Annotated in this window: 17 protein-coding genes; 11 read left to right on the forward strand and 6 right to left on the reverse strand. The window is 71.7% G+C overall.

Going from position 1 to position 19,930, the window contains the following annotated elements; genetic code table 11:
* The first annotated feature begins 93 nt into the window (after positions 1-93).
* From Psi02_RS24270 to Psi02_RS24295, 6 genes are read left to right on the forward strand one after another with little or no spacing between them, the layout of a single operon-like run.
* Complete coding sequence (locus Psi02_RS24270; RefSeq protein ID WP_203977941.1) at positions 94-1,689, forward strand: ABC transporter substrate-binding protein; 1,596 nt, start codon at positions 94-96, stop codon at positions 1,687-1,689.
* The gene (locus tag Psi02_RS24275; RefSeq protein WP_203977943.1) at positions 1,664-2,794 is read left to right on the forward strand and encodes an ABC transporter permease; all 1,131 of its coding nucleotides are present in this window, start codon (positions 1,664-1,666) and stop codon (positions 2,792-2,794) included. Before Psi02_RS24270 ends, Psi02_RS24275 begins: the two co-directional genes overlap by 26 nt.
* Positions 2,791-3,657: an ABC transporter permease gene (locus Psi02_RS24280; protein WP_203977945.1), complete on the forward strand. Its 867-nt coding sequence runs from the start codon at positions 2,791-2,793 to the stop codon at positions 3,655-3,657. Before Psi02_RS24275 ends, Psi02_RS24280 begins: the two co-directional genes overlap by 4 nt.
* Positions 3,654-4,445: an ABC transporter ATP-binding protein gene (locus Psi02_RS24285; protein WP_203977946.1), complete on the forward strand. Its 792-nt coding sequence runs from the start codon at positions 3,654-3,656 to the stop codon at positions 4,443-4,445. Before Psi02_RS24280 ends, Psi02_RS24285 begins: the two co-directional genes overlap by 4 nt.
* Entirely contained in the window at positions 4,445-5,359 is a 915-nt protein-coding gene (locus tag Psi02_RS24290; protein ID WP_203977947.1) for an ABC transporter ATP-binding protein, read from the forward strand. The genes Psi02_RS24285 and Psi02_RS24290 overlap by 1 nt, the downstream gene beginning before the upstream one ends.
* Positions 5,360-5,414: 55 nt before the next feature.
* Positions 5,415-6,395 carry a M24 family metallopeptidase gene (locus Psi02_RS24295; protein ID WP_239095106.1) on the forward strand — a complete coding sequence of 327 codons (981 nt, stop codon included), beginning with the start codon at positions 5,415-5,417 and terminating at the stop codon, positions 6,393-6,395.
* Between the two features lie 14 nt (positions 6,396-6,409).
* Here the strand turns inward: Psi02_RS24295 and Psi02_RS24300 are convergent, their stop codons facing one another.
* From Psi02_RS24300 to Psi02_RS24310, 3 genes are all read right to left on the reverse strand, one after another.
* Complete coding sequence (locus Psi02_RS24300) at positions 6,410-6,994, reverse strand: DJ-1/PfpI family protein (protein ID WP_239095107.1); 585 nt, start codon at positions 6,992-6,994, stop codon at positions 6,410-6,412.
* A gap of 601 nt (positions 6,995-7,595) precedes the next feature.
* Positions 7,596-8,888: a hypothetical protein gene (locus Psi02_RS24305; protein ID WP_203977949.1), complete on the reverse strand. Its 1,293-nt coding sequence runs from the start codon at positions 8,886-8,888 to the stop codon at positions 7,596-7,598.
* Positions 8,889-9,003: 115 nt separating this feature from the next.
* Positions 9,004-9,240: a hypothetical protein gene (locus tag Psi02_RS24310; protein ID WP_203977950.1), complete on the reverse strand. Its 237-nt coding sequence runs from the start codon at positions 9,238-9,240 to the stop codon at positions 9,004-9,006.
* Between the two features lie 21 nt (positions 9,241-9,261).
* Here Psi02_RS24310 and Psi02_RS24315 point away from each other — a divergent pair, with 21 nt between their 5' ends.
* Positions 9,262-13,884, forward strand: coding sequence for a cation-translocating P-type ATPase (locus Psi02_RS24315; RefSeq protein WP_239095108.1), 4,623 nt, complete (start codon positions 9,262-9,264; stop codon positions 13,882-13,884).
* Positions 13,885-13,988: 104 nt separating this feature from the next.
* Positions 13,989-14,114: a hypothetical protein gene (locus Psi02_RS40790; protein WP_275415245.1), complete on the forward strand. Its 126-nt coding sequence runs from the start codon at positions 13,989-13,991 to the stop codon at positions 14,112-14,114.
* Between the two features lie 125 nt (positions 14,115-14,239).
* Here Psi02_RS40790 and Psi02_RS24320 read toward each other — a convergent pair whose 3' ends face one another.
* The gene (locus Psi02_RS24320) at positions 14,240-14,434 is read right to left on the reverse strand and encodes a CsbD family protein (protein ID WP_203977951.1); all 195 of its coding nucleotides are present in this window, start codon (positions 14,432-14,434) and stop codon (positions 14,240-14,242) included.
* Between the two features lie 178 nt (positions 14,435-14,612).
* On the opposite strand from Psi02_RS24320, the gene Psi02_RS24325 reads away from it, so the two are divergent.
* Positions 14,613-15,182 (forward strand): SPW repeat protein, encoded by a 570-nt coding sequence (locus Psi02_RS24325; RefSeq protein ID WP_203977952.1) that lies wholly within the window; start codon positions 14,613-14,615, stop codon positions 15,180-15,182.
* A 167-nt stretch (positions 15,183-15,349) separates the two neighbouring features.
* Here the strand turns inward: Psi02_RS24325 and Psi02_RS24330 are convergent, their stop codons facing one another.
* Positions 15,350-17,008, reverse strand: coding sequence for a thiamine pyrophosphate-binding protein (locus Psi02_RS24330; protein ID WP_203977953.1), 1,659 nt, complete (start codon positions 17,006-17,008; stop codon positions 15,350-15,352).
* Positions 17,009-17,134: 126 nt separating this feature from the next.
* Positions 17,135-17,596, reverse strand: a complete 462-nt coding sequence (locus Psi02_RS24335; RefSeq protein ID WP_203977954.1) for a DoxX family protein — start codon at positions 17,594-17,596, stop codon at positions 17,135-17,137.
* A gap of 155 nt (positions 17,597-17,751) precedes the next feature.
* On the opposite strand from Psi02_RS24335, the gene Psi02_RS24340 reads away from it, so the two are divergent.
* Complete coding sequence (locus Psi02_RS24340; protein WP_203977955.1) at positions 17,752-18,870, forward strand: NAD(P)/FAD-dependent oxidoreductase; 1,119 nt, start codon at positions 17,752-17,754, stop codon at positions 18,868-18,870.
* Positions 18,871-18,938: 68 nt separating this feature from the next.
* Entirely contained in the window at positions 18,939-19,913 is a 975-nt protein-coding gene (locus Psi02_RS24345) for a glutathione S-transferase family protein (RefSeq protein WP_239095109.1), read from the forward strand.
* The last annotated feature ends 17 nt before the right edge of the window (positions 19,914-19,930 follow it).

The raw sequence follows: 19,930 nt of genomic DNA on the forward strand, positions 1-19,930 counted from the left end.
TCGGCTTTGCCGTACGAGCTGGACTTTCTGCCGGACAATCCTGGACGATCGGCGACCAAACGTCTACACGGTCCATTTTCGGAGGATACAGAAATGGCGACCCGTTCGCGGCAGGCGCAGGCAGCCCTGCTGCCGGTGCTGCTCACCGGCTTCCTCTCCCTCGCCGCCTGCTCCGGCGGCGGTTCGTCCACGACGCCCTCAGGCGGCGCCGCGAGCAAGACGCTCGTGATCGACACCTCGTTCGACCTCAAGACGGCCGACCCCGGGCGCACCTACGAGCCCACCGGCCTGATCGTCGACAAGGCGATCTACGACACGTTGCTCACCTTCGACGGTTCCGACGTCACCAAGCCGGTCCCGGCGCTCGCCGAGTCGTACGAGCTGTCGCCCGACGGCACCACGCTCACGCTGAAGCTGCGCAAGGGGGCGACCTTCGCCGACGGGTCCCCCGTCACGGCCGACGACGTGGTCTTCTCGCTGACCCGGGTGCGGGACATGAAGGGCACGCCGTCCTTCCTCCTCGACGGGGTGGACGTCGCCAAGACCGACGAGTCCACGGTCACCCTGACGTCCAAGACGCCCAACCCCGCCCTGCCGTTCCTGCTCCCCAACCCGGCTCTCGGCATCCTCAACTCCAAGGTCGCCAAGGCCAACGGGGCGACCACCGACTCGACCGACAAGGCCGAGCAGTACCTGAACTCGACCTCCGCCGGCTCGGGGCCGTACACGATCGAGTCGTTCAACGTCAGCAACCAGGTCGTGCTCAAGGCGAACGCCAAGTACTGGGGCGAGCACAAGCCGGTCTACGACAAGGTGGTCATCCGCAACGTCGAGGCCGCCACGCAGAAGCTCAACGTGCAGCGCGGCGACAGCCAGGTGGCCCTGAACCTGTCGGGCGACCAGGTGTCGGCCATCTCCGGCGGCCTCCAGGTCACCAAGACGCCGTCGGCCAACGTCATCTTCCTGCTGGCCAACCAGGACGCGTCGGTCAGCAAGGTCACCTCGAGCCCCGGGTTCGCCGAGGCGATCCGCAAGGGCGTCGACTACGCGGGCCTGCTCGAACTGGCGGGCGAGGGGTCGGTGCAGGCCCCCGGCGTGATCCCGTCGATGTTGCTCGGTGCGCTGCCGCCCGACCAGGTCGCCAAGCGTGACGTCGAGGGCGCCAAGGCCGCGCTCCAGGCGAGCGGCCAGAGCAACCCGACGGTCAAGCTGGAGTACCCGAGCGAGCTGACCGTGAACGGCCTGTCCTTCCAGCCGCTGGCCGAGCGGATCCAGGCCAACCTCAAGGAGGTCGGCATCAACGTGGAGCTGGCGCCCGCGCCGGTCACCACGGCCCTGGACAACTACCGCAACGGCAAGGAGGAGCTCGGCCTCTGGTACTGGGGCCCCGACTACCCGGACCCCAGCGACTACCTGGCCTTCCTCCCCGGCAAACTCGTCGGCCTGCGATCCGGCTGGAAGGCGGGAGCCGACAAGGAGCTCGAGGCGGCCGGTGACAAGGCGGCCACCACCCTCGGCGACGACGCCAGGAAGCAGGCCTACGCCGACATCCAGACGAAGCTCAACGCCTCCGGCCCCTTCGTCCCCCTCATCCAGCCGAGCCAGAACATCGTGACGGCCGCGTCCGTCACCGGCCTGGCGTACAACCCCGTGTGGACCGTCGATGTCGCCAGCCTCGGCGCCAAGTAACGAGCCCGAGTCCGGTACGGCCGTGCAGGGGCCTACGGCCCCCGTGCCGCGTGGCCGTACCGGACGGGGACCGCGCGGCTCACGGAGGCCCCTGGCCCGCTTCCTGGCCCGCAGGGTGGCCATCGCGCTGCTGCTCGCGCTCGCCATCACGCTGGTCACGTTCGTGCTGACCAACCTGGTCCCCGGCGACCCCGTCTCGGCCAACCTCGGCCAGCAGGCGCTGGGCGACCCCGCCATCGTGGCCCAGTGGCGGACCGACCACGGCCTCGACCGGCCGCTGCCGGAGCAGTACCTGCTGCATCTGGAGGGCCTGCTGCACGGCGACCTCGGGATGAGCCAGCAGAGTCACCGCCCGGTCGCCGACGACCTGGCCGAGTTCGTGCCCGCGACCCTGGAGCTGGCCGGAACCGCGATCATCATCTCGCTGGTGCTGGGCGTGGCGTTCGGCGTGATCGCCGCCCTCCGGCGTGATCGGCTGTCCGATCACGTGCTCAGGATCGCCAGCCTCATCGGCATCTCCGTGCCGACGTTCTGGCTGGCCCTCGTGGCGTTCTACGTCTTCTTCTTCCGGCTGCAGATCACACCGGGCAGCGGCAGGATCGACCCGGGCCTGAGTCCGCCGCCGCAGGTCACCGGGCTCTACACGGTCGACTCCGCGCTCGCGGGCCAGTGGGACGTGTTCTCCTCGGCCATCGGGCACCTGCTGGCCCCCGCGCTCGTGCTCGCCCTGTACACGATCGGCCTGCTCACCCGCTTCACCCGTTCCGCGGTGCTGGAGGTGCTCGGGCAGGACTACGTCCGCGCCGCCCGCGCGAAGGGGCTCCCGGGGCGGGTCGTCCTGTTCCGGTACATCCTGCGTCCGGCCCTCGTGCCGATCATCACCGTCGCCGGTCTCGCGTTCGGCAGCCTGCTGTCGGGGACGGTGCTGGTCGAGGCGGTCTTCGCCTGGCCGGGCGTCGGCCAGTACGCCTACAAGAGCGCGACGACTCTCGACCTGCCGGCCGTCATGGGTGTCGGCCTCGTGGTCGGCCTGGTCTATCTCGTCATCAACCTCGTCGTCGACGTGCTGTACGGCGTCATCGACCCGAGAGTGAGGGTCTCGTGAAAGGATCCGGGATCCTGGGCCGGACCCGGCTGCCGGAGGCCTGGCGGCAACCGCTGGCCGTCGCCGGAGGCGTCATCGCCCTCGCCTGGATCGTGATCGCGATCGCCGCGCCCCTGCTGGCGCCGCACGATCCGCTCGCACAGGACCTGCCGCGCCTGGCGCCGCCCGGTGCCGGGCACTGGTTCGGCACCGACCAGCTGGGCCGCGACATCCTCAGCCGGATCATGTTCGGCGCGCGGGTGTCGATCCCGCTCACGCTGCTGCTCGTGGTGCTGTCGGTCCTGATCGGCGGCCTACTGGGCGCCGCCGCCGGATATTTCGGTCGATGGGTGGGCGAAACGATCATGCGGATCGCCGACCTCGTGTTCGCCTTCCCCACGGTCATCCTCGCCATGGTCGTGGCGGCCGCCCTCGGGGCGAGCCTCACCAACGCGGTCCTCGCCGTACTGGTGGTCGCGTGGCCGTCCTACGCCCGGGTGACGCGGGGCCTGGTGCTGGGAGTGCGGGAGCGCGAGTTCGTGCTGAGCGGGCGTCTCCTCGGGTTCTCCGCCTGGCGCTCGCTCCGGGTGGACGTCCTGCCCAACGTCACGGGGCCGATCCTGGTCCTCGCCACCCTCGACATCGGCACGGCGCTGCTCCTGCTCTCCGGGCTGTCCTTCCTGGGACTGGGCGCCAAACCCCCCTCGCCCGAGTGGGGCGCGATGGTCGCCTCGGGAGTGGACGTCTTCGACAGCTGGTGGGTCGCCACGTTCCCCGGTCTGGCCATCCTGACCGTGGTCCTGGCGTTCAACTTCCTCGGTGACTCGCTGCGCGACGCCCTCGACCCCCGCACCGCCCGGGCCATCAAGGAGCGTGCGCTGTGACGCTGACCATCTCCGGGCTGAAGGTCTCCATCGGCGAGGCCGAGATCCTGCGCGGCGTCGATATCGCCGTCGGCGCCGGCCATGTCCACGGCCTGGCGGGCGAGAGCGGCTCGGGCAAGACCGTCACCGGGCTCGCCGTGCTGGGCCTGCTCCCCCACGGCTCCCGTACGGCGGGCACGATCCAGCTGGAGGGCCGGGACCTGCTGGCCATGCCGGCCAAGCAGCTCAACGCGGTACGCGGGGCCGAGATCGCGATGGTCTTCCAGGACCCGGCCACCAGCCTGCACCCCATGGTGACGGTGGGCGTCCAGCTCACCGAGCACATGCGCCACCACCTCGGCGTCGGCAGGAAGGAGGCGCGGGAGCGGGCCCTCGGCCTGCTCGCGAAGGTGCGGATCCCCTCTCCGGAGACGGCCGTCGACCGCTACCCCCACCAGTTCTCCGGCGGCATGCGCCAGCGGATCGCCATCGCCGTCGCCCTGGCCTGCGAGCCCAAGGTGCTCATTGCCGACGAGCCGACGACCGCGCTCGACGTGACCGTCCAGGCGGGCATCCTCCGGCTGCTGCGCGGGCTCTGCGACGACCTCGGCCTGGCCGTGCTCCTCGTGACCCACGACCTCGGGGTGATGTCGGCCGTCGCCGACGAGGTCAGCGTGATGAAGGACGGGCTCGTCGTGGAGACGGGACCGCGCGGGCAGGTGCTCACGGAGCCCCGCCACGCGTACACCCGCACCCTGCTGGAGTCCCTGCCAGGGGACGACCACAAGCTTCCGCAAGAGGAGCGGTGATGACGCTGCTGACGATCGACAACCTCGTCGTCGAACACCGGACGCCGGGGCGCCCCCTCGTGCGCGCCGTGGCGGGCGCGAGCCTGACCGTCGCGGCCGGGGAGGTGGTCGGCCTCGTCGGAGAGTCGGGGTGCGGCAAGTCCACCCTGGCTCGCGCGGTGTGCGGCCTGCATCCGGCGGCCGCGGGCACGATCACGGTCGGCGGGCATCCCGTGACCCCTCTCGGGCTGCGCAGCAGGCACCGGGCGCTCACCGGCGCCCAGATGGTCTTCCAGGACCCCTACGCCTCGCTCAATCCGCGGCGCCGGGTCGGAGCTCAGATCGCCGACGGGCTCCGTACGGCGGACGACCGCACCACCGCCCCCGAGGACCTGCTCGAACGCGTCGGGTTGCCCCGTGACTTCGCCGAGCGGTTCCCGCACGAGTTCTCCGGCGGCCAGCGGCAGCGGATCGCCATCGCTAGAGCCCTCGCGGCCAGGCCGTCCCTGCTGATCGGGGACGAGCCCATCTCCGCGCTCGACGCCTCGGCCCAGGCCCACGTGGCACGGCTGATGCGCGACCTGGCCGTGGAGTCCGGGGCGGGGCTCCTGTTCATCAGCCACGACCTTTCGGTCGTTCGGCTGATCGCCGACCGCATCGCGGTGATGTACCTCGGGAAGATCGTGGAGACGGGACCGACGGCGGAGGTGTGGGCCGACCCCAAGCACCCCTACACTCGGGCTCTTCTCGGCGCGATTCCGATTCCCGACGGCCGCGGCGTGCTTCCCGCGGAGTTGCCGGGCGACGTTCCCGACCCCGCGGATCCGCCCTCCGGGTGCCGGTTCCACCCGCGCTGCCCGCTGGTGATGGACGTCTGCCTCGATCGGGAGCCGGAGTTCGGCCCGGTCGCCTGCTGGCTTCACGAGCCGGCGTGACCGAGCGGCACGCTGGACCATGCCGGAGTGAGCCGCGCCTGATGGACCTCCGCTGATGGATCCCCTCATGCTCGGCGACGTGCGTGCCAGGATGGCCGCGACCGGCGTCGACGCGCTGGTGCTGCGCCCCTCCCCCGACTTCCGCTATCTCGGCGGGCGGGGCACCGGCTATCTCGTCGTGACCGCCGAGGGGCCGCCGCGGACCGCCCGGGGGCCGGCCGAGGCGGCGGCCCTCGTTCCCGCTTCGGCGCGTCGCGTGGCGGTGGATCCCGAGACGCGGGCGCGGGAGTTGCTCATCATGGGGCTGGACGCCGAGCTCATGCTGGCCTCGGCCGTCCTCGGGCCGCTCAGACTGACGAAGCGGCCGGCCGAGGTGGCGGCCCTGCGGCGGGCGGCCTCGGCCGCCGACTCGGTGCTGCTCGCGGCCCGGGAGCTGACCTGGTTCGGCGCCACGGAGCGGGACATGGGCTTCCTGCTGCGGGCGATGCTGGCGGAGGCCGGGTGCGACGAGGCGATATCCGTCGTCGTCGCGGCGGGCGAGCACACTGCCGAGCCGTCGCACGAGCCGTGCGGCCGCGTGATCAACCCGGGAGACGCGGTCGTCGTCTCGGTGTGCGGGCGGTGGGACGGCTACTGCGCGGAGGTGGCCCGTGTGCTCGCGGTCGCCGAGCCTCCTGAGGACTTCGAGGCCATGTATTCGGTGGTCCTCGCGGCCCAGCAGGCGGCCTTCGACCTCGTACGGGCGGGAGTCCCAGCTTTCGAACCGGCCAGGATCGTCCGGGAGGTGATCGAGGGCAGCGGTTACGGTCACTACGTGTCCGAACGGCAGGGCCGCGGCATCGGCCTCAGCGACGACGAGGGCCCGTCCCTGACGTCCGGCCAGCATCTGGCCCCCGGCATGACGATCTGCCTCGAAACGGCCATCTACCTGCCTGAGTTGTTCGGCGCGCGAGTGGCCGACGTCGTGCTCTGCGGCCCTGAGGGGCCCGAACGGCTGAGCCCAGGGCCCCGGAACCTCCACATCGCCGACCACTGACCGCACGGGCCGCCTTACACCGGAGGCATCGGGTCGTACTGCATCTGGCGCCGGACCGTCCGCGCGCGTTCGACCCCGGCCAGCCTCGCGACGAGGTGCAGCGCCATGTCGATTCCCGCCGATACCCCGGAGGACGTGACGATGTCGCCGTCGTCCACGAAACGTTCGTCCGTCCGCACGTCGATGGTCGGGTCCAGTTCCTTGAGGCGATCGAGGCTGCCCCAGTGCGTGGTCGCGGGGCGGCCGGTCAGCAGCCCGGCGGCGGCGAAGACGAGCGAGCCGGTGCACACACTCGTCAGCAGCGGGACCCTCCCCCGTTGCTCGCGCACCCACGCGAGCCGGTCGGGGTCGTCGAGGTGGGGCCGGGTGCCCCGTCCGCCCGGATAGACCAGCACGTCGAGCGGTCCCACGTCCGCGAAACCATGGTCCGCGTGCAGCGTCATGCCCTTCGACGCGAGGACCGGTCCCGCCTCGGGGGCGAAGGCCACCACCTCCGCCTCATCCGGGCATGTGCTCGCCCACATGCCGAACACCTCCCAGGGACCGACCGCGTCCAACTCCTCGACGTGCTCGAACAACAAGATGCCGATACGTGTCATGCCGACCATCCTCACGCATCGCCTGGTCATCGCCACTCGATTTCGCGTGCTTATGACGAGCCAAGGGCGCTTTAGTGGGGAATATCCCGGAAGCGAGCTCTATGCAGGAGATCGCTTCTGCAAAAGTGAGCAAATAACCGCTATCGGCATCAGAAACCCCACCTGACACGGTGGAAGATAGAAAGGTCGTTTTGCACTCGTGGACCTCACGGGCAGCTCGACCGCACCCCGCCACCGTGCCGGGGGGTTTCGCACTCGGGGGAGGAACCATGACCGTGGCTCAGACGACGAGGCCGTCACGCACGCGAACGCCCAGCACCTCCAGCACACGCTCCACGATGGCGAAGAAGAACTCAGGCCACCAGCTCAAGCTCAACCTTCCGTTCATGAGCATCCAGGTCCGGCAGCCGGAGATGCGGATGCCCCACATGGACATGCCGCACATCAGCAAGCGTGAGGTCGGGCAGGCCGTGGACATCGCGCGGACCTTCCTCCCCCCGCCCGAGCGCATCGCCTACTACGGCGGCCTGGGAGCGCTCGCCGTCCTCGGGTTCCTCGAGTGGCCTGTCGCGGCGGCGATCGGCGCGGGCACCATCATCGCTCAGCGCACCCGCGCCCAGGAGCGCTGGTCCCCGCTCCGTCCGCAACGCACCACACCGCCGAGGACCGCACGGTCGGCTGAGCGCAAGGCCGAGGGCGCGGAGGAGCCGACGACGCGGAAGCCCACGGCCCGGCGCACCACCGCGCGGAAAACGACGACCGGGACCGCCAAGCGGACCACCGCACGGACGACCACAGGGCGTGCGGCCACCGCGCGGACCACCGCCGGCCGGACCACTACCGCACGGACCACCACGGGACGGACCACGGCCGGAGGCACCGCCACCGGCCGCACCACAGCGGGCCGTACCACCACCGCACGGACCACCGCCGGCCGGACCACCACCCCACGGACCACCACGGGACGGGCGACCACCGCACGGACCACCACCGGACGCGCGACCACCCCGCGTACCACCGCCGGACGCACTACAACGGGACGCACCACGACTGGACGCGCGACCACCACCGGACGCACCACCGCTGGCCGTACCACCACGGGACGTACGACCACCGCACGAGCCACCACCGGACGCGCAACCACTGCACGGACGACCGCGGGACGTACGACCGCCGCACGTGGAACGGCCGCACGGACCACCACCGGACGCACCACCACAGGACGTGCGACCACCGCACGAGCCACCACCGGACGCACCACCACTGGGCGGACGACCGCCGCACGTGGAACGGCCGCACGGACCACCACGGGACGGACGACCGGAGCCACCACCGCCGCGCGGAGCACCACCGCACGGACGGCCGGAGGCACCGCCGCTCGATCCACGGCCAGGCGCACCGCCACCGGACGGACGACCACGGGACGGAGTACCACGGCACGGACGACCGGAGGCGCCACCACCGCCCGGAGCACCGCCCGACGCACGACCGGAGGCACGACGACCGGCCGCTCCACCGCGGGCCGGGCAGCCCCCCGACGGGCCACCGGGCGCACCACCGTCGCTCGGACGGCCACAGGGCGAACCGCCGCCAGGCGCACCACCACGGGACGCGCGACGGGACGTGCCACGACTGGACGGACCTCAGCGGCCCGCGCCTCCGCGACACGGACGTCGCCCGCCCGAATCGGCGCAGGGCGCACCACCGCAACCGCGCGGACGTCGGCGGCACGCTCTGCCACCGCGCGAAGCGGCGCGGCAAGCACCACGGCGGCGCGGAAGGCCACGGCACGGTCGTCAGCGGTTCGCATCTCGGCGGCACGCGCCTCCGCGACACGAACCGTGACCGCTCGGACCGGTGCCGCGAAGCCGTCGGCGGCGCGGGCATCGGCCAAGCGCACCACCAAATAGACGCAGCACGGACCGGCGTGGCCGCGCCCACAGTGCGTTCCGGGGTTTCACCCCTGGGGTTCGCACCACGGAACACGTGACCACGTCGCCTGCTGACGTTCACCGCACGACCCGACCAGAACAACCGGCAACGACCAGCTTGAACTGCTTGACCAGCACGACCTGCTTGAACTGCGTTGCCCGCGTGGCCTTCGTGACCCGATCCGGCTGACCCCGGTCGGGACCTCGATCGGTCCGGGGGTACGTGCGCTCAATTTCGATCACTCTTCGTGGTCGAACCTGTTCGATCAGTGCCGGGCGATCATTCGTGATCACCGGCGTGTCCACCACTTCCAAGATTCGATCTCCGGAGACGACATGTGGCCGTTCGGCTCGCTGGCCGCCGACTCATTGCTGGCCCTGGTGCCGGACCAGGTCCTCAGCCTGGTGCCCGACCCCGTCCTGTCCCTCATACCGCGGGCCCGGCGGACGCAGGTGTGCACCGGCGGGGTTCGGATCAGCCTGCGCGTCATCGGCGGGCCCGGCACCGAGAAGGCGATCAGCGGCCTCGAGGCACGGCTGTGCGACGCGGGAATGGCGCGGGCGGAGGTCAACGGCGCCCTCGGCTGCGTCTTCGTGGCCTGCGATCCCGAGACGGTCGACATGGACAAGCTCCTGCGGATCGTGGAGGAGTTCGACGTCGACGACCCGGACGGTGACCCGGACAGGGACCAGATCGGTGAGCGGGAGACCGGTGACCAGGACGAGGCCGGCCCGGAGACCGGCCTGATCGGCATACCGGAGATCGCCGGCCTGGCGCAGCGTGCCGTCCCGGACGACGTCATGGACGCCGAATCGGCCCGCACCGACGCACCTGAGGAATCGGCGGCGGACGAGGACGAAGAGGAAGCCGACGGCCTCGACAGCGAGACGGCCGACGGCTGGGAGATGGACGGAAGCCCGGAAGACGGCGCCGACGAAGGCGTGTGGGCACGTGACGCCCGCGAACACCACGCTCGGGCGGCGTTGAGCCTCGCGGGCAGCCTGGTCGGCACAGGAGTGGCGCTCGCGGGGAGGGCGACGCGGGTATGGCGGCTTCCCCCCACCGTTCCCACGTTCCTGCACCTCGCCGAACACACGCCGCGCGTCCGCCGGGAACTGGAGCGGCGCATCGGCTCTCCCGGCACGGAAGTGCTCTTCGCGACCACCCGGCTCGTCGGCCAGACGCTGGGCCAGCGGCCGGCCGGGCTGTTCGTCGACTCGCTCGCCGCGGCGGGCCGGTACGCCGAGGCTCGCGCGGGGCTGGGCGCGTGGGCCCGTCTGGAGGAGGCGTTCGCCACCCACGACGGGGCCTACGCCCATGTCCGGGCGGAGAAGGAGCCCCGGCCTGAGTCGCTGCCACGCGGGCCGATCGAGCGCTACTGCGAGATCGCGAGCCCCGCATCGCTGGCGGCTCACGGCCTGACGCTCGCCGCGAGCCGGAGCCGCGCCCGCGCGTTGTCCGTCCTCATCACGGGGACGCCGAAGTCGGCGCGTGTGGGCCGGGACGCCTTCGCCAGCGCGGTCGGCCGGGCTCTGGCCCGGCGCGGCGGCGTGGTCCTCAACCGGCACGCCCTTCGCCGGATGGACCGCGTCGACACCGTGGTGCTGGACGCCGAGATCCTCACCACCGGAGCCTGGACGATCGACGCGGTCGTCCCCCTGACCGCCAAGCTCGACCTCGACGACCTGCATGACCGCCTCTACTCGTTGCTCGACCTCACCGACCCGGAGGCCCGGCGGCGTCACGACGGCTGGAAGGCCGAGCCGTACAAGGGGGACGATGATCTGGCCCAGGTGGCACAGTGGCGCGCGCAGGGCATCCGGCCGGTCACCGTGATCAGGGGCCGGACGGCCGTCGCGCTCGTCGGCCTGGCTCCCGAGCTCGACCCGCTGGCCGAGGCCCTGGTCGAGGCGCCGGCCGGCACGTGCGAGGTGCTCCTGGCGGGCGGCCCGTCGTGGCTCGCCCGCCGTCTCCAGGTCACGCAGGTCACCGGCGGCGAGGGTCTCACCGACGCGGTCATGGACCTGCAGGCCGAAGGACGCGGCGTGGCCGTGGTCGCCATGGGGTCGCACCGCGCCCTGCGCCAGGCGGACCTGGGCGTCGGCCTGATCCGGAGGTCCCGTCAGGTGCCCTGGGAGGCGGACGTCCTCGGTGACCTCGGCTGCGCGCATCTGATGCTCGCCTGCCTGCCCGCCGCCCGGCGTGCGAGCGAACTGGGCGTACGGCTCGCCGCGGCCTCCGCGGTCGTCGGAGGCGCGCTGGGGATCCTGGGGCTGGAGCGCACCGCCGTGCGGCGAGCGCAACTCGTGGCCGACGGGACGTCGCTCGCGTCCCTCGTCATGGGCACATGGGCGGGACGGCGCATGGGGAACGGCGAGACGCCGGTCACGGCCGACCGGACCCCCTGGCACGCGATGTCGGCGCAGGACGTGCTGGCCCGGCTGAACACCTCCCCCGGCGGGCTGACCGAGGCGGAGGCCGCACTGCGCAGAAAGACGTCGGCACGATCCGCCTCGGCGGGCCCCGAGTCACTGGCCAGGGCGTCGGTGGAGGAGCTGGCCAATCCGCTGACCCCCGTGCTCGCGGCGGGTGCGGGGGTGTCCGCGGCCATCGGATCGGTCCTCGACGCGGTGCTGATCGTCAGTGTGATGGTCGTCAACGCCGTGCTCGGCGGCGCGCAGCGACGCGACGCGGGCCGGGTGCTGAGCGCGTTGTCCGAGGCCACGGCCGTGGGGGTACGGCTGCGCCGCCCGGACGGCGCGGGAGACGGCGGCCAGACGGGCACCGCCGCGGACCTGGTCCCCGGCGATGTGATCGAGCTTCGCGCGGGCGACGCCGTGCCCGCGGACGCCCGGCTGCTCAAGGCCGTGGGCCTGGAGATCGACGAGTCCACCCTCACCGGGGAGTCGCAACTCGTGAGCAAGGCGGTCGCGCCGACCGCCGCTCCCGCGGTCGCCGACCGCAGCTCCATGGTGTACGAGGGCAGTTCGGTGGCGGCGGGCTCCGGCCTCGCGGTGATCGTGGCGACGGGCGAGGAGACCGAGACGGGCAGGACGGCCAGGCTCGTCCACGGCGGGCCTCCTCCGAGTGGTGTGGAGCTGCGGCTCCGGACGCTGAGCAGCAAGATCGTGCCGATGGCGATCGGCTCCGGTGTCGTCCTGATGGCCGGTGAGCTGCTCCGCGGCGCGTCGTTGTCGCAGGCGCTCGCACCGGCCGTGAGCCTCGCCGTCGCGGCGGTCCCGGAAGGGCTTCCGTTCGTCGCCACGCTCGCGGAGCTGGCGGCGGCGAAGCGTCTGTCCACCCGCAACACGCTCGTCCGCAACCCCTCGACGATCGAGGCGCTCGGACGGGTCGACGTGCTGTGCTTCGACAAGACGGGCACCCTGACCGAGGGCCACATCAGGCTGCGCCGCGTGTCCGACGGCCGGATCGAGGGCGGCGCGGGCTCGATGACGCCGCGGCTGCGCCGCGTCGTCGCCGCGGCTCTGCGCGCCGGGCCGAAGTTCGAGGGCGGCCGGGTGCTCGCGCACCCCACCGACCGTGCCGTGGTCGAGGGGGCGCAGGGCCTCGGGGTCGCGGCCGACGAGGGGCTGGAGAAGTGGGAACGGGTCGACGAGATGCCGTTCGAGCCGGCGAGGGGTTTCCACGCCGTGCTGGGGCTGGCCGAGTCCGCCCACCTGCTCAGCGTCAAGGGCGCTCCCGAGGTGGTGCTGACCCGCTGCGCGACCCTGCTCCGCGACGACCAGGAGGTCGAGCTGGACGAGGACGCCCGGCTGGAACTGGAGACCGAGGTCGAACGGCTCGCCCTGCAGGGTTACCGGGTCCTCGCCGTGGCGGAGCGGCCGGCGTCCAGCCGAGCGGATCTGGACGAGTCGCGGGTCGACCGGCTGTGCTTCCTCGGGTTCCTCGGCATGGCCGATCCCGTGCGCCCGACGGCCGCGCGGAGCGTGCAGGGCCTGATGAAGGCGGGCGTCCGGGTGATCATGCTGACCGGTGACCACCCGAGCACGGCCGAGGCCATCGCGGCCGAGATCGACGCCGTCAACGGCCTGCGGGTCATGACGGGGCCCTCGCTCGACGCGCTCGACGACGAAGAGCTGATGAAGATCCTTCCTGAGGTGTCGGTGTTCGCGCGGACCACCCCCGCGCACAAGGCACGCATCGTGTCCGCGCTGCGGCAGTCAGGGAGCGTCGTGGCCGTGACCGGAGACGGCGCCAACGACGTGCCCGCGATCCGCCTCGCCGACGTGGGCGTCGCCCTCGGCTCCCGCGCCACGGCCGCGGCCCGTGCCGCCGCCGACATCGTCGTGACGGACGACCGCATCGAGACGATCATCGACGCGATCGTCGAGGGCAGGGCCATGTGGGGATCGGTCCGCGACGCCCTGGGCATCCTGCTCGGCGGGAACATCGGGGAGATCATCTTCACTGTCGGATCGAGCCTGCTGACCGGTCGCAGTGCGCTGAACGCCCGGCAACTCCTGCTGGTCAACCTGCTGACGGACATGTTGCCCGCCATGGCGGTCGCCGTACGGCCGCCGAGCGCCGCCAGTCCGGAGAAGGTCCTGGCGGAGGGCCCGGAGAGCTCTCTCGGCTCAGCTCTGACCAAGGACATCAACGTGCGGGCCGTGACGACCGCCTCCGCCGCCGCCGTAGCGTGGATCGCCGCCCGGATGACCGGCACCCGGAGCAGGGCGGACACGGTCGCGCTGGTGGCCCTGGTCTCGGCCCAGTTGCTCCGGACCCTCAGCGCGGGCGGGCGGGACCGGACGGTCACGATCGCCGCGGTCGCCTCGATGGGCGCGCTGATGGTCATCGTGTCGACTCCCGGCGTCAGCCAGTTCTTCGGATCACGCCCGATCGGCCCGTTCGGCTGGGGGATCGGGCTCGGATCGGCCGCCGCGGCCGGGATGACGGGGGGCACGGTCGAAAAAATGATCGAGAGAATGTACGGCTGACGATCGCCGATCGTTCACCATCGGTTAACCATATCTGTACCGATATGGTCAGTTTTATGCGACACTATCCCGTGGAATGTAAGTTTATAGCCACGAGGTATCTAGTGTCCGAGTTTCTTACCGCGATGCTGGCCAAGGCCGTCGTGATGATGCTGGAGGCGCTGCTCATGCGCCTGATCCAGTCGTTCGTGACGTCCGGGTTCCGCATCAGCTTCCCGCAGGCGGCCTGAGGCTCCACGCCTCGGCCCCCGGCCAGAGACCCGGCCGGGCCCGGAACACTCCATCCGGGCCCGGTTAACCAGCCATTCCATGGATCGTTCACGGGCGCGAAGCCCGTGAACCGTCGTCGCCCACGTCAGTGCTTGAAAGCGTGCTTGACCTTGTCGGCGGCGTCCTTCACCTTCTCGCCGGCCTGCTTGGCCCGGCCCTTGGTCGCGTCGGCGCGGCCACCGGCTTCGAGATCTTCGTCGCCGGTCGCCCGGCCCGTCATCTCCTTGACCTTGCCGGCGACCTCCTGCGCCATGTTACGGATCTTGTCTCCGGCGCCCATCGGTCATCCCTCCCGGTCGGTTCGACTGAAGAACCACCTTCCCCCGCCCGTGGGCTCAAACCTCTCACGACGCCCGCCAAATACCATCATTCCGTCACAATCTGGATCAAACGGATACCCCGGGCGTAAGATGGACATAAGTGTTTAAATCCACACCTTCAGAAGGGTGGTGTAACAGATGACGCATAGCACTGACATCGGGTCGCACCCCGACATCGTGCAGATGCGTGCGCGGTACGAGGCCGCCGCGGCTAATCCCGTAGCTCAGGGAGCGGATGGCCTCGCGCTACTCAGCGGCATGTACCTCGCGCTCTCACCCTGGATCGCAGGATTCAGCAACAGGGGCCCGCTCACCATCAACAACCTGATCACGGGCCTCGTCGTCACGCTCCTCGCCCTGGGGTACAGCTCGATGTACGGCCGCACCCATGGCATCGCGTGGGTCCTGCCCCTGATCGGGCTCTGGACCATCATCGCCCCCTGGGTCATCCGGGGAGACATGGCGTCAGCCAGGACGATCTGGAGCAACGTGATCGTCGGCGCGATCATCCTGGCCCTCGGGCTGGCCACGATGCGCTTCGGCATGATGGGCGACCACGACCGGTCCGGCGGGTTCCGTAAGCCGAAGCTCACCGAGCACTCGACTCACGGCCAGGAGCGCACCCAGTACGGCCAGGAACGCACCCCGTACGGTCAGGAGCGCCCCCCGTACGGCCAGGACCGTCCGGGCCCGACCTCACGGACCTGACCAGTCCGATGACGCCTCTCCGATAGGAGGAGGCATCCGACGTGGGGCATCCGCCGCCTCAACCGGCTCCGGACGCCCCACGGCCGGTCATGGGGAACCCGTCTCCCGGACGGGCCCTCGAGAACAGACTTCCGATCGAGCACGCGGGCCGCGTCAGACGGCCCGCATCACGTGGTCACCCATATCAGCGTCGGCCGATCCGCGCCGAACGTCCTCGTGACCTCGGCTCCCACCCGCGGCGCGGACACGCGCACACTTCGGCAGCCCAGGGCCCGCGCCAGCGCGGCCAGGTCCGCGGAAGGCGGACCGGACGCCCAGACCGGATTCCCAGGCCCAGAAGCCGCATCGCCGTCGCCCGGAACCTCCGGGCCCTCCACGACGACCACGGGCAGCGGCAGGGCGAGATCCGCGGCGGCCGCCAGCTCGGCCAGGGCCGTCATCGCACCGTGTTCGTCGAGCAACACGGCCACCGGTGTCCACGGAGCCGCGATTTTCGCTCCGACCCCTGCCGGAAGGCCGAACCCGGCGACGGTGTCGCCGTACAGGAACGCGCCGGGATGGTGGGCGGGCAGGTTGGCCAGCACTCCGCGGGCGGAGAGCGCCGCCGCGCCCGCGGCCACGACGGCGTCGCGCGGCAGAACCGCGGCCAGGGCGTCGACGACCTCCAGCCACTCCGCCCCCTCCGCGCGTGACTCGGCCCGCTTCCGCCGGCGCCATTCGTCGCGGATCTCGTCGCGCAGCTTGCGATCGGCCGGATCCAGGTCGCCCTCGCCCGCGGCGGGACCGTCGTCCGGGCGCCCGTCCAGACGTTCGAACAGGCCGCGCAGCGCCTGCGCCGCGTCGGCGACCACGGCCACCTCGGGAACGGCGTCGGCCACGATCTGCGCCGGGTCGAGATCGATCCGCACCAGCCTGCCGTACAGGGGAAGCGGGCCGTTCCACAGGTCAGAGGGCGCGAGCTCGCAGCCCACGACCAGGACGGCGTCGGCCTGCTCCACCAGGTCGGCCACCGTGTGCAGATGTATGCCCGCGCCGAGCGCGAGCGGATGGTTGTCCCAGATCACGCCCTTGCCGCCCGCGGTCGTGACCACGAGCGCGCCGAGCCGTTCGGCCACCGCGCGCAGCTCCCCCGCGGCGCCGCGGGCTCCGCCGCCCGCCACGATGACCGGCCGTTCGGCGGCGGAAAGCCGCTCGGCGGCCGCGTCCAGGTCCTCCGCCCGCGCCGCCGGTACGGCAAGGCGGATCGGGGCGACCGGCCGGGCTGCCCCGAGGGCCTCCGACAGGTCGGCGGGCACCTCGATGTGCGCGGGCCGGGGACGTCCCGACGTCATCGCCGCGAACGCCCTGGCGACCGCGACCGGGATCTCCGCCACGCTCGTCACCCGGTGGCTGTAGGCGGTGACCGAGCCCATCACGGCCGCCTGGTCCCCGATCGCCTGCCCGGCGTCGCAGGACACGAGGAGGACGGGCACGGAGTCGCGGTATGCCTGGGCGACCGCGCCCATGGCGTCCAATGTCGGCGTTCCTGAGGCCAGCAGGCAGACGCCCGGCCGCCCGGTGACCCTCGCGTGTCCGTACGCGGCGTGGACCGCCCCCTGCTCACGCCGCATGCTCACGTGCCGGACGCCGAATCCGTGCAGATGACGGTAGGCCGGAAGTCCGTGCGTCCCGGGGGTGCCGAAGACGATGTCCACGCCGTGCGCCGCCAGTGCCCGGATCAGCGGCTGTCCCGCCATGGCTCCGTCCGGGCCCACCCGCAAGAGGTTGATCTCGATCTCCTCGACGTCCGGCCGCGTGGCAGGGCACCGCGAGGCCGCGGCCACCACCGGCGCGGCGCCTTAGTGGGACAGGTGGGACGCCGGAGGACATCCCCATCAGTCTGTGCGGGAGGGAGGATACGCAACTCCGTGATCACTCCCGCGGCCGGGTGCGCCTTCCGGGGAAAGTTGGAGCTACAACCTTGGCGATCGATGCGCCGTCGTCTCCTCACGGGAGCGCCCACCCAGAAGAGTCCCGCGCCGCCACAGACCGTCGACGGCCAGAGCCCCGCCGCCGCTGAACGCGATGAGCAGGCACGCTCCCGCGAGCGCCAGCACATACTCGTATCCGCCGTTCTCGGAGCTGAGGCCATGGGGGCCGTGGACGAAGACGATCGCCCCGAGCATGTCCATCGCCAGCAACGTCGCGAACAGCGGCAGGGCCGCGCCGAGGATCAGCGCCGTTCCCCCGACCAACTCCAGCACCGCGACCCCCGGGCCGGCGATCCCGGCCAGCGGGATGCCCACGTCCTCGAACATCTGCGCCGTCCGTGCGAGGCCCATGTCGGCGACCTTCATCCACCCATGGAAGACGAAGATCACACCGATGATCACCCGGCCTGCGAGCGTCGCGACGCCTCGCGCCCGATCGAACATGACGACTCCCCCGATATCGCGTGTTCCGTGGCGGCGACCTCCGCTCCGCGCGGGATCGGCCTCCCCCATTCAACTGGGCTGCCACGCGCGCCCGGGTCGCGCAACGCCGGGTGACGAGCGGACCGATGGTCCTGGCTTCCTGCGACGATGCGGGTATGCAAAGGGACATTTCCATCGTCGTGGTCGGAAGCGGAATCGTCGGCGCGAGCGCCGCCTACCATCTCAGCGCCCTGGGCGTCGCCGTGACCCTGGTCGGCCGGCCCACGGCCGGCGAGGCGACCGCCGCCGGCGCGGGCATCCTCTGCCCATGGGTCGATCACGAAGGCGAAGACGACTGGTTCCGGCTGGCCCTCGACGGCACCCGCTACTACGACCGCCTGGTGGAGTCGCTGGTGGAGGACGGCGAGCACGACGCCGGCCACACGAGGACCGGCGCGCTCCTCGTGGCCGACCTGCCGGGCGAGCTGGCCGGCGTCGAGTCGCTCCTGCGGAGCCGGCAGGATGCGGCGCCCGATATGGGGACGATCTCCATGGTCGACCGGCCGGAGGACCTCTTCCCCCCGCTCCGCCCGGGCCTGGCCGCGCTGCACATCGAGGGGCCCGCCCGCGTCGACGGAAGGGCCGTCAGGGACGCCCTGCTCCGCGCCGCCGCCAGGCACGGCGCCCGTACGGTCACCGGGACCGCGTCGTTCACCGCGGCGGGCGCACTGCTGGTCGACGGCTCACCGCTGGAGGCGGACACAGTCGTCGTGGCGGCGGGGGCATGGACCGGCGAGCTGTGCCGACCTCTCGGGCTCGAGATTCCCGTCGGGGCGCGCCGCGGCCAGATCGTGCACGCGGAGGTGCCCGGGACCGACACGTCGGGCTGGCCGATCGTGTTGCCGCGACGAGGGCCGTACCTGCTGGGTTTCCCGGGCTCGCGCGTGGTGCTCGGAGCCACCGTCGAGGACGCCGGGTTCGACGCCCGGGTGACGGTCGGCGGGATCGGCGAGGTGCTCGCGACCGGTGTGGAACTCGCCCCCGGTCTCGCCGCCGCGACCCTCGTGGAGACGCGTGTGGGCTTCCGCCCGGTGACGGCGGACGGCCTGCCCCTCATCGGCCCTCTCACCGACCGCGTCGTGCTGGCCACGGGACTCGGCGCGTACGGTCTGACGGCCGGGCCGTACGCGGGGCTGCTCGCCGCGCACCTCGCGCTGCGGGAGGCGCCGCCGTCGGACGTGAGCGCCTTCTCGCCGCGCCGGACCGTGCGGGGAGCGGCGAGTCAGGAGAGCTGAGGCGCCCGCGGGCGGCGCGCGGCATGCGTCTATTCTCGGAAGACCGTCCCCCAGGAAGGACCGTGCCGATGACCACGACAGCCCCCGTCGCGAGCCCGGTGGACTTCAGCGTTCACGGCGACTACATGGTGAAGCCCCCCGTCCGCGAGGACGGCTCCTTCGTGCGCCCCCTGTATCCCTTCCAGGGCCGGATCACCGCCGACGGGGAGAGCGGCTACCGCGCCCAGCCGGGCCGGTACCACCTCTACGTGTCGTACGCCTGCCCGTGGGCGCACCGGGCGGTGATCGTGCGGTCCCTGCTGGGCCTGGAGGACGTCGTCAGCCTGTCGGTCGTCGACCCGGTCCGCGACGGCCGGGGCTGGGCCTTCCGCGAGGGCCCCGGACACGGACCCGACGAGCTCAACGGCTTCGCCCTGCTCCGCGAGGCCTACGAGGCGACGGAGCCCGGCTACGACGGCCACGTGTCGGTGCCCGTGCTGTGGGACCGCGAGAGCGGCCGGATCGTCAGCAACAACTTCCCCGACATCACGATCGACCTGGGCACCCAGTTCGCGGAGTGGGCCGACCCCGAGTTCGACCTCTACCCGGCCGCGCTCCGCGCCGACATCGACGCCCTCAACGAGCAGGTCTACGCGACCGTCAACAACGGCGTGTACCGCTGCGGCTTCGCGACGAGCCAGGAGGCGTACGACTCGGCGGTGTCCGCGCTGTTCGCCACTCTCGACGAGCTGGAAAGGCGCCTGGCCGATCGCCGCTACCTCTTCGGCGACCACATCACCGAGGCCGACGTCCGGTTGTGGGTGACGCTGGCCAGGTTCGACAGCGTGTACGTCACCCATTTCAAGGCCAACCTGTGCCGCCTGGTGGACCACCCCAACCTGTGGCGCTATGCCCGCGACCTCTATCAGATCCCCGCATTCGGCGGGACGACCGACTTCGGCCACATCAAGCGGCACTACTACGGCACGCATCCCGGGATCAACCCGACCCGCATCGTGCCGGCCGGGCCGATCCTCGACTGGTCCCTACCGCGGTCGCAGTAGTCATGACCGGTACATGG

It is taken from the genome of Planotetraspora silvatica, from assembly GCF_016863315.1.
GTDB lineage: Bacteria > Actinomycetota > Actinomycetes > Streptosporangiales > Streptosporangiaceae > Planotetraspora > Planotetraspora silvatica.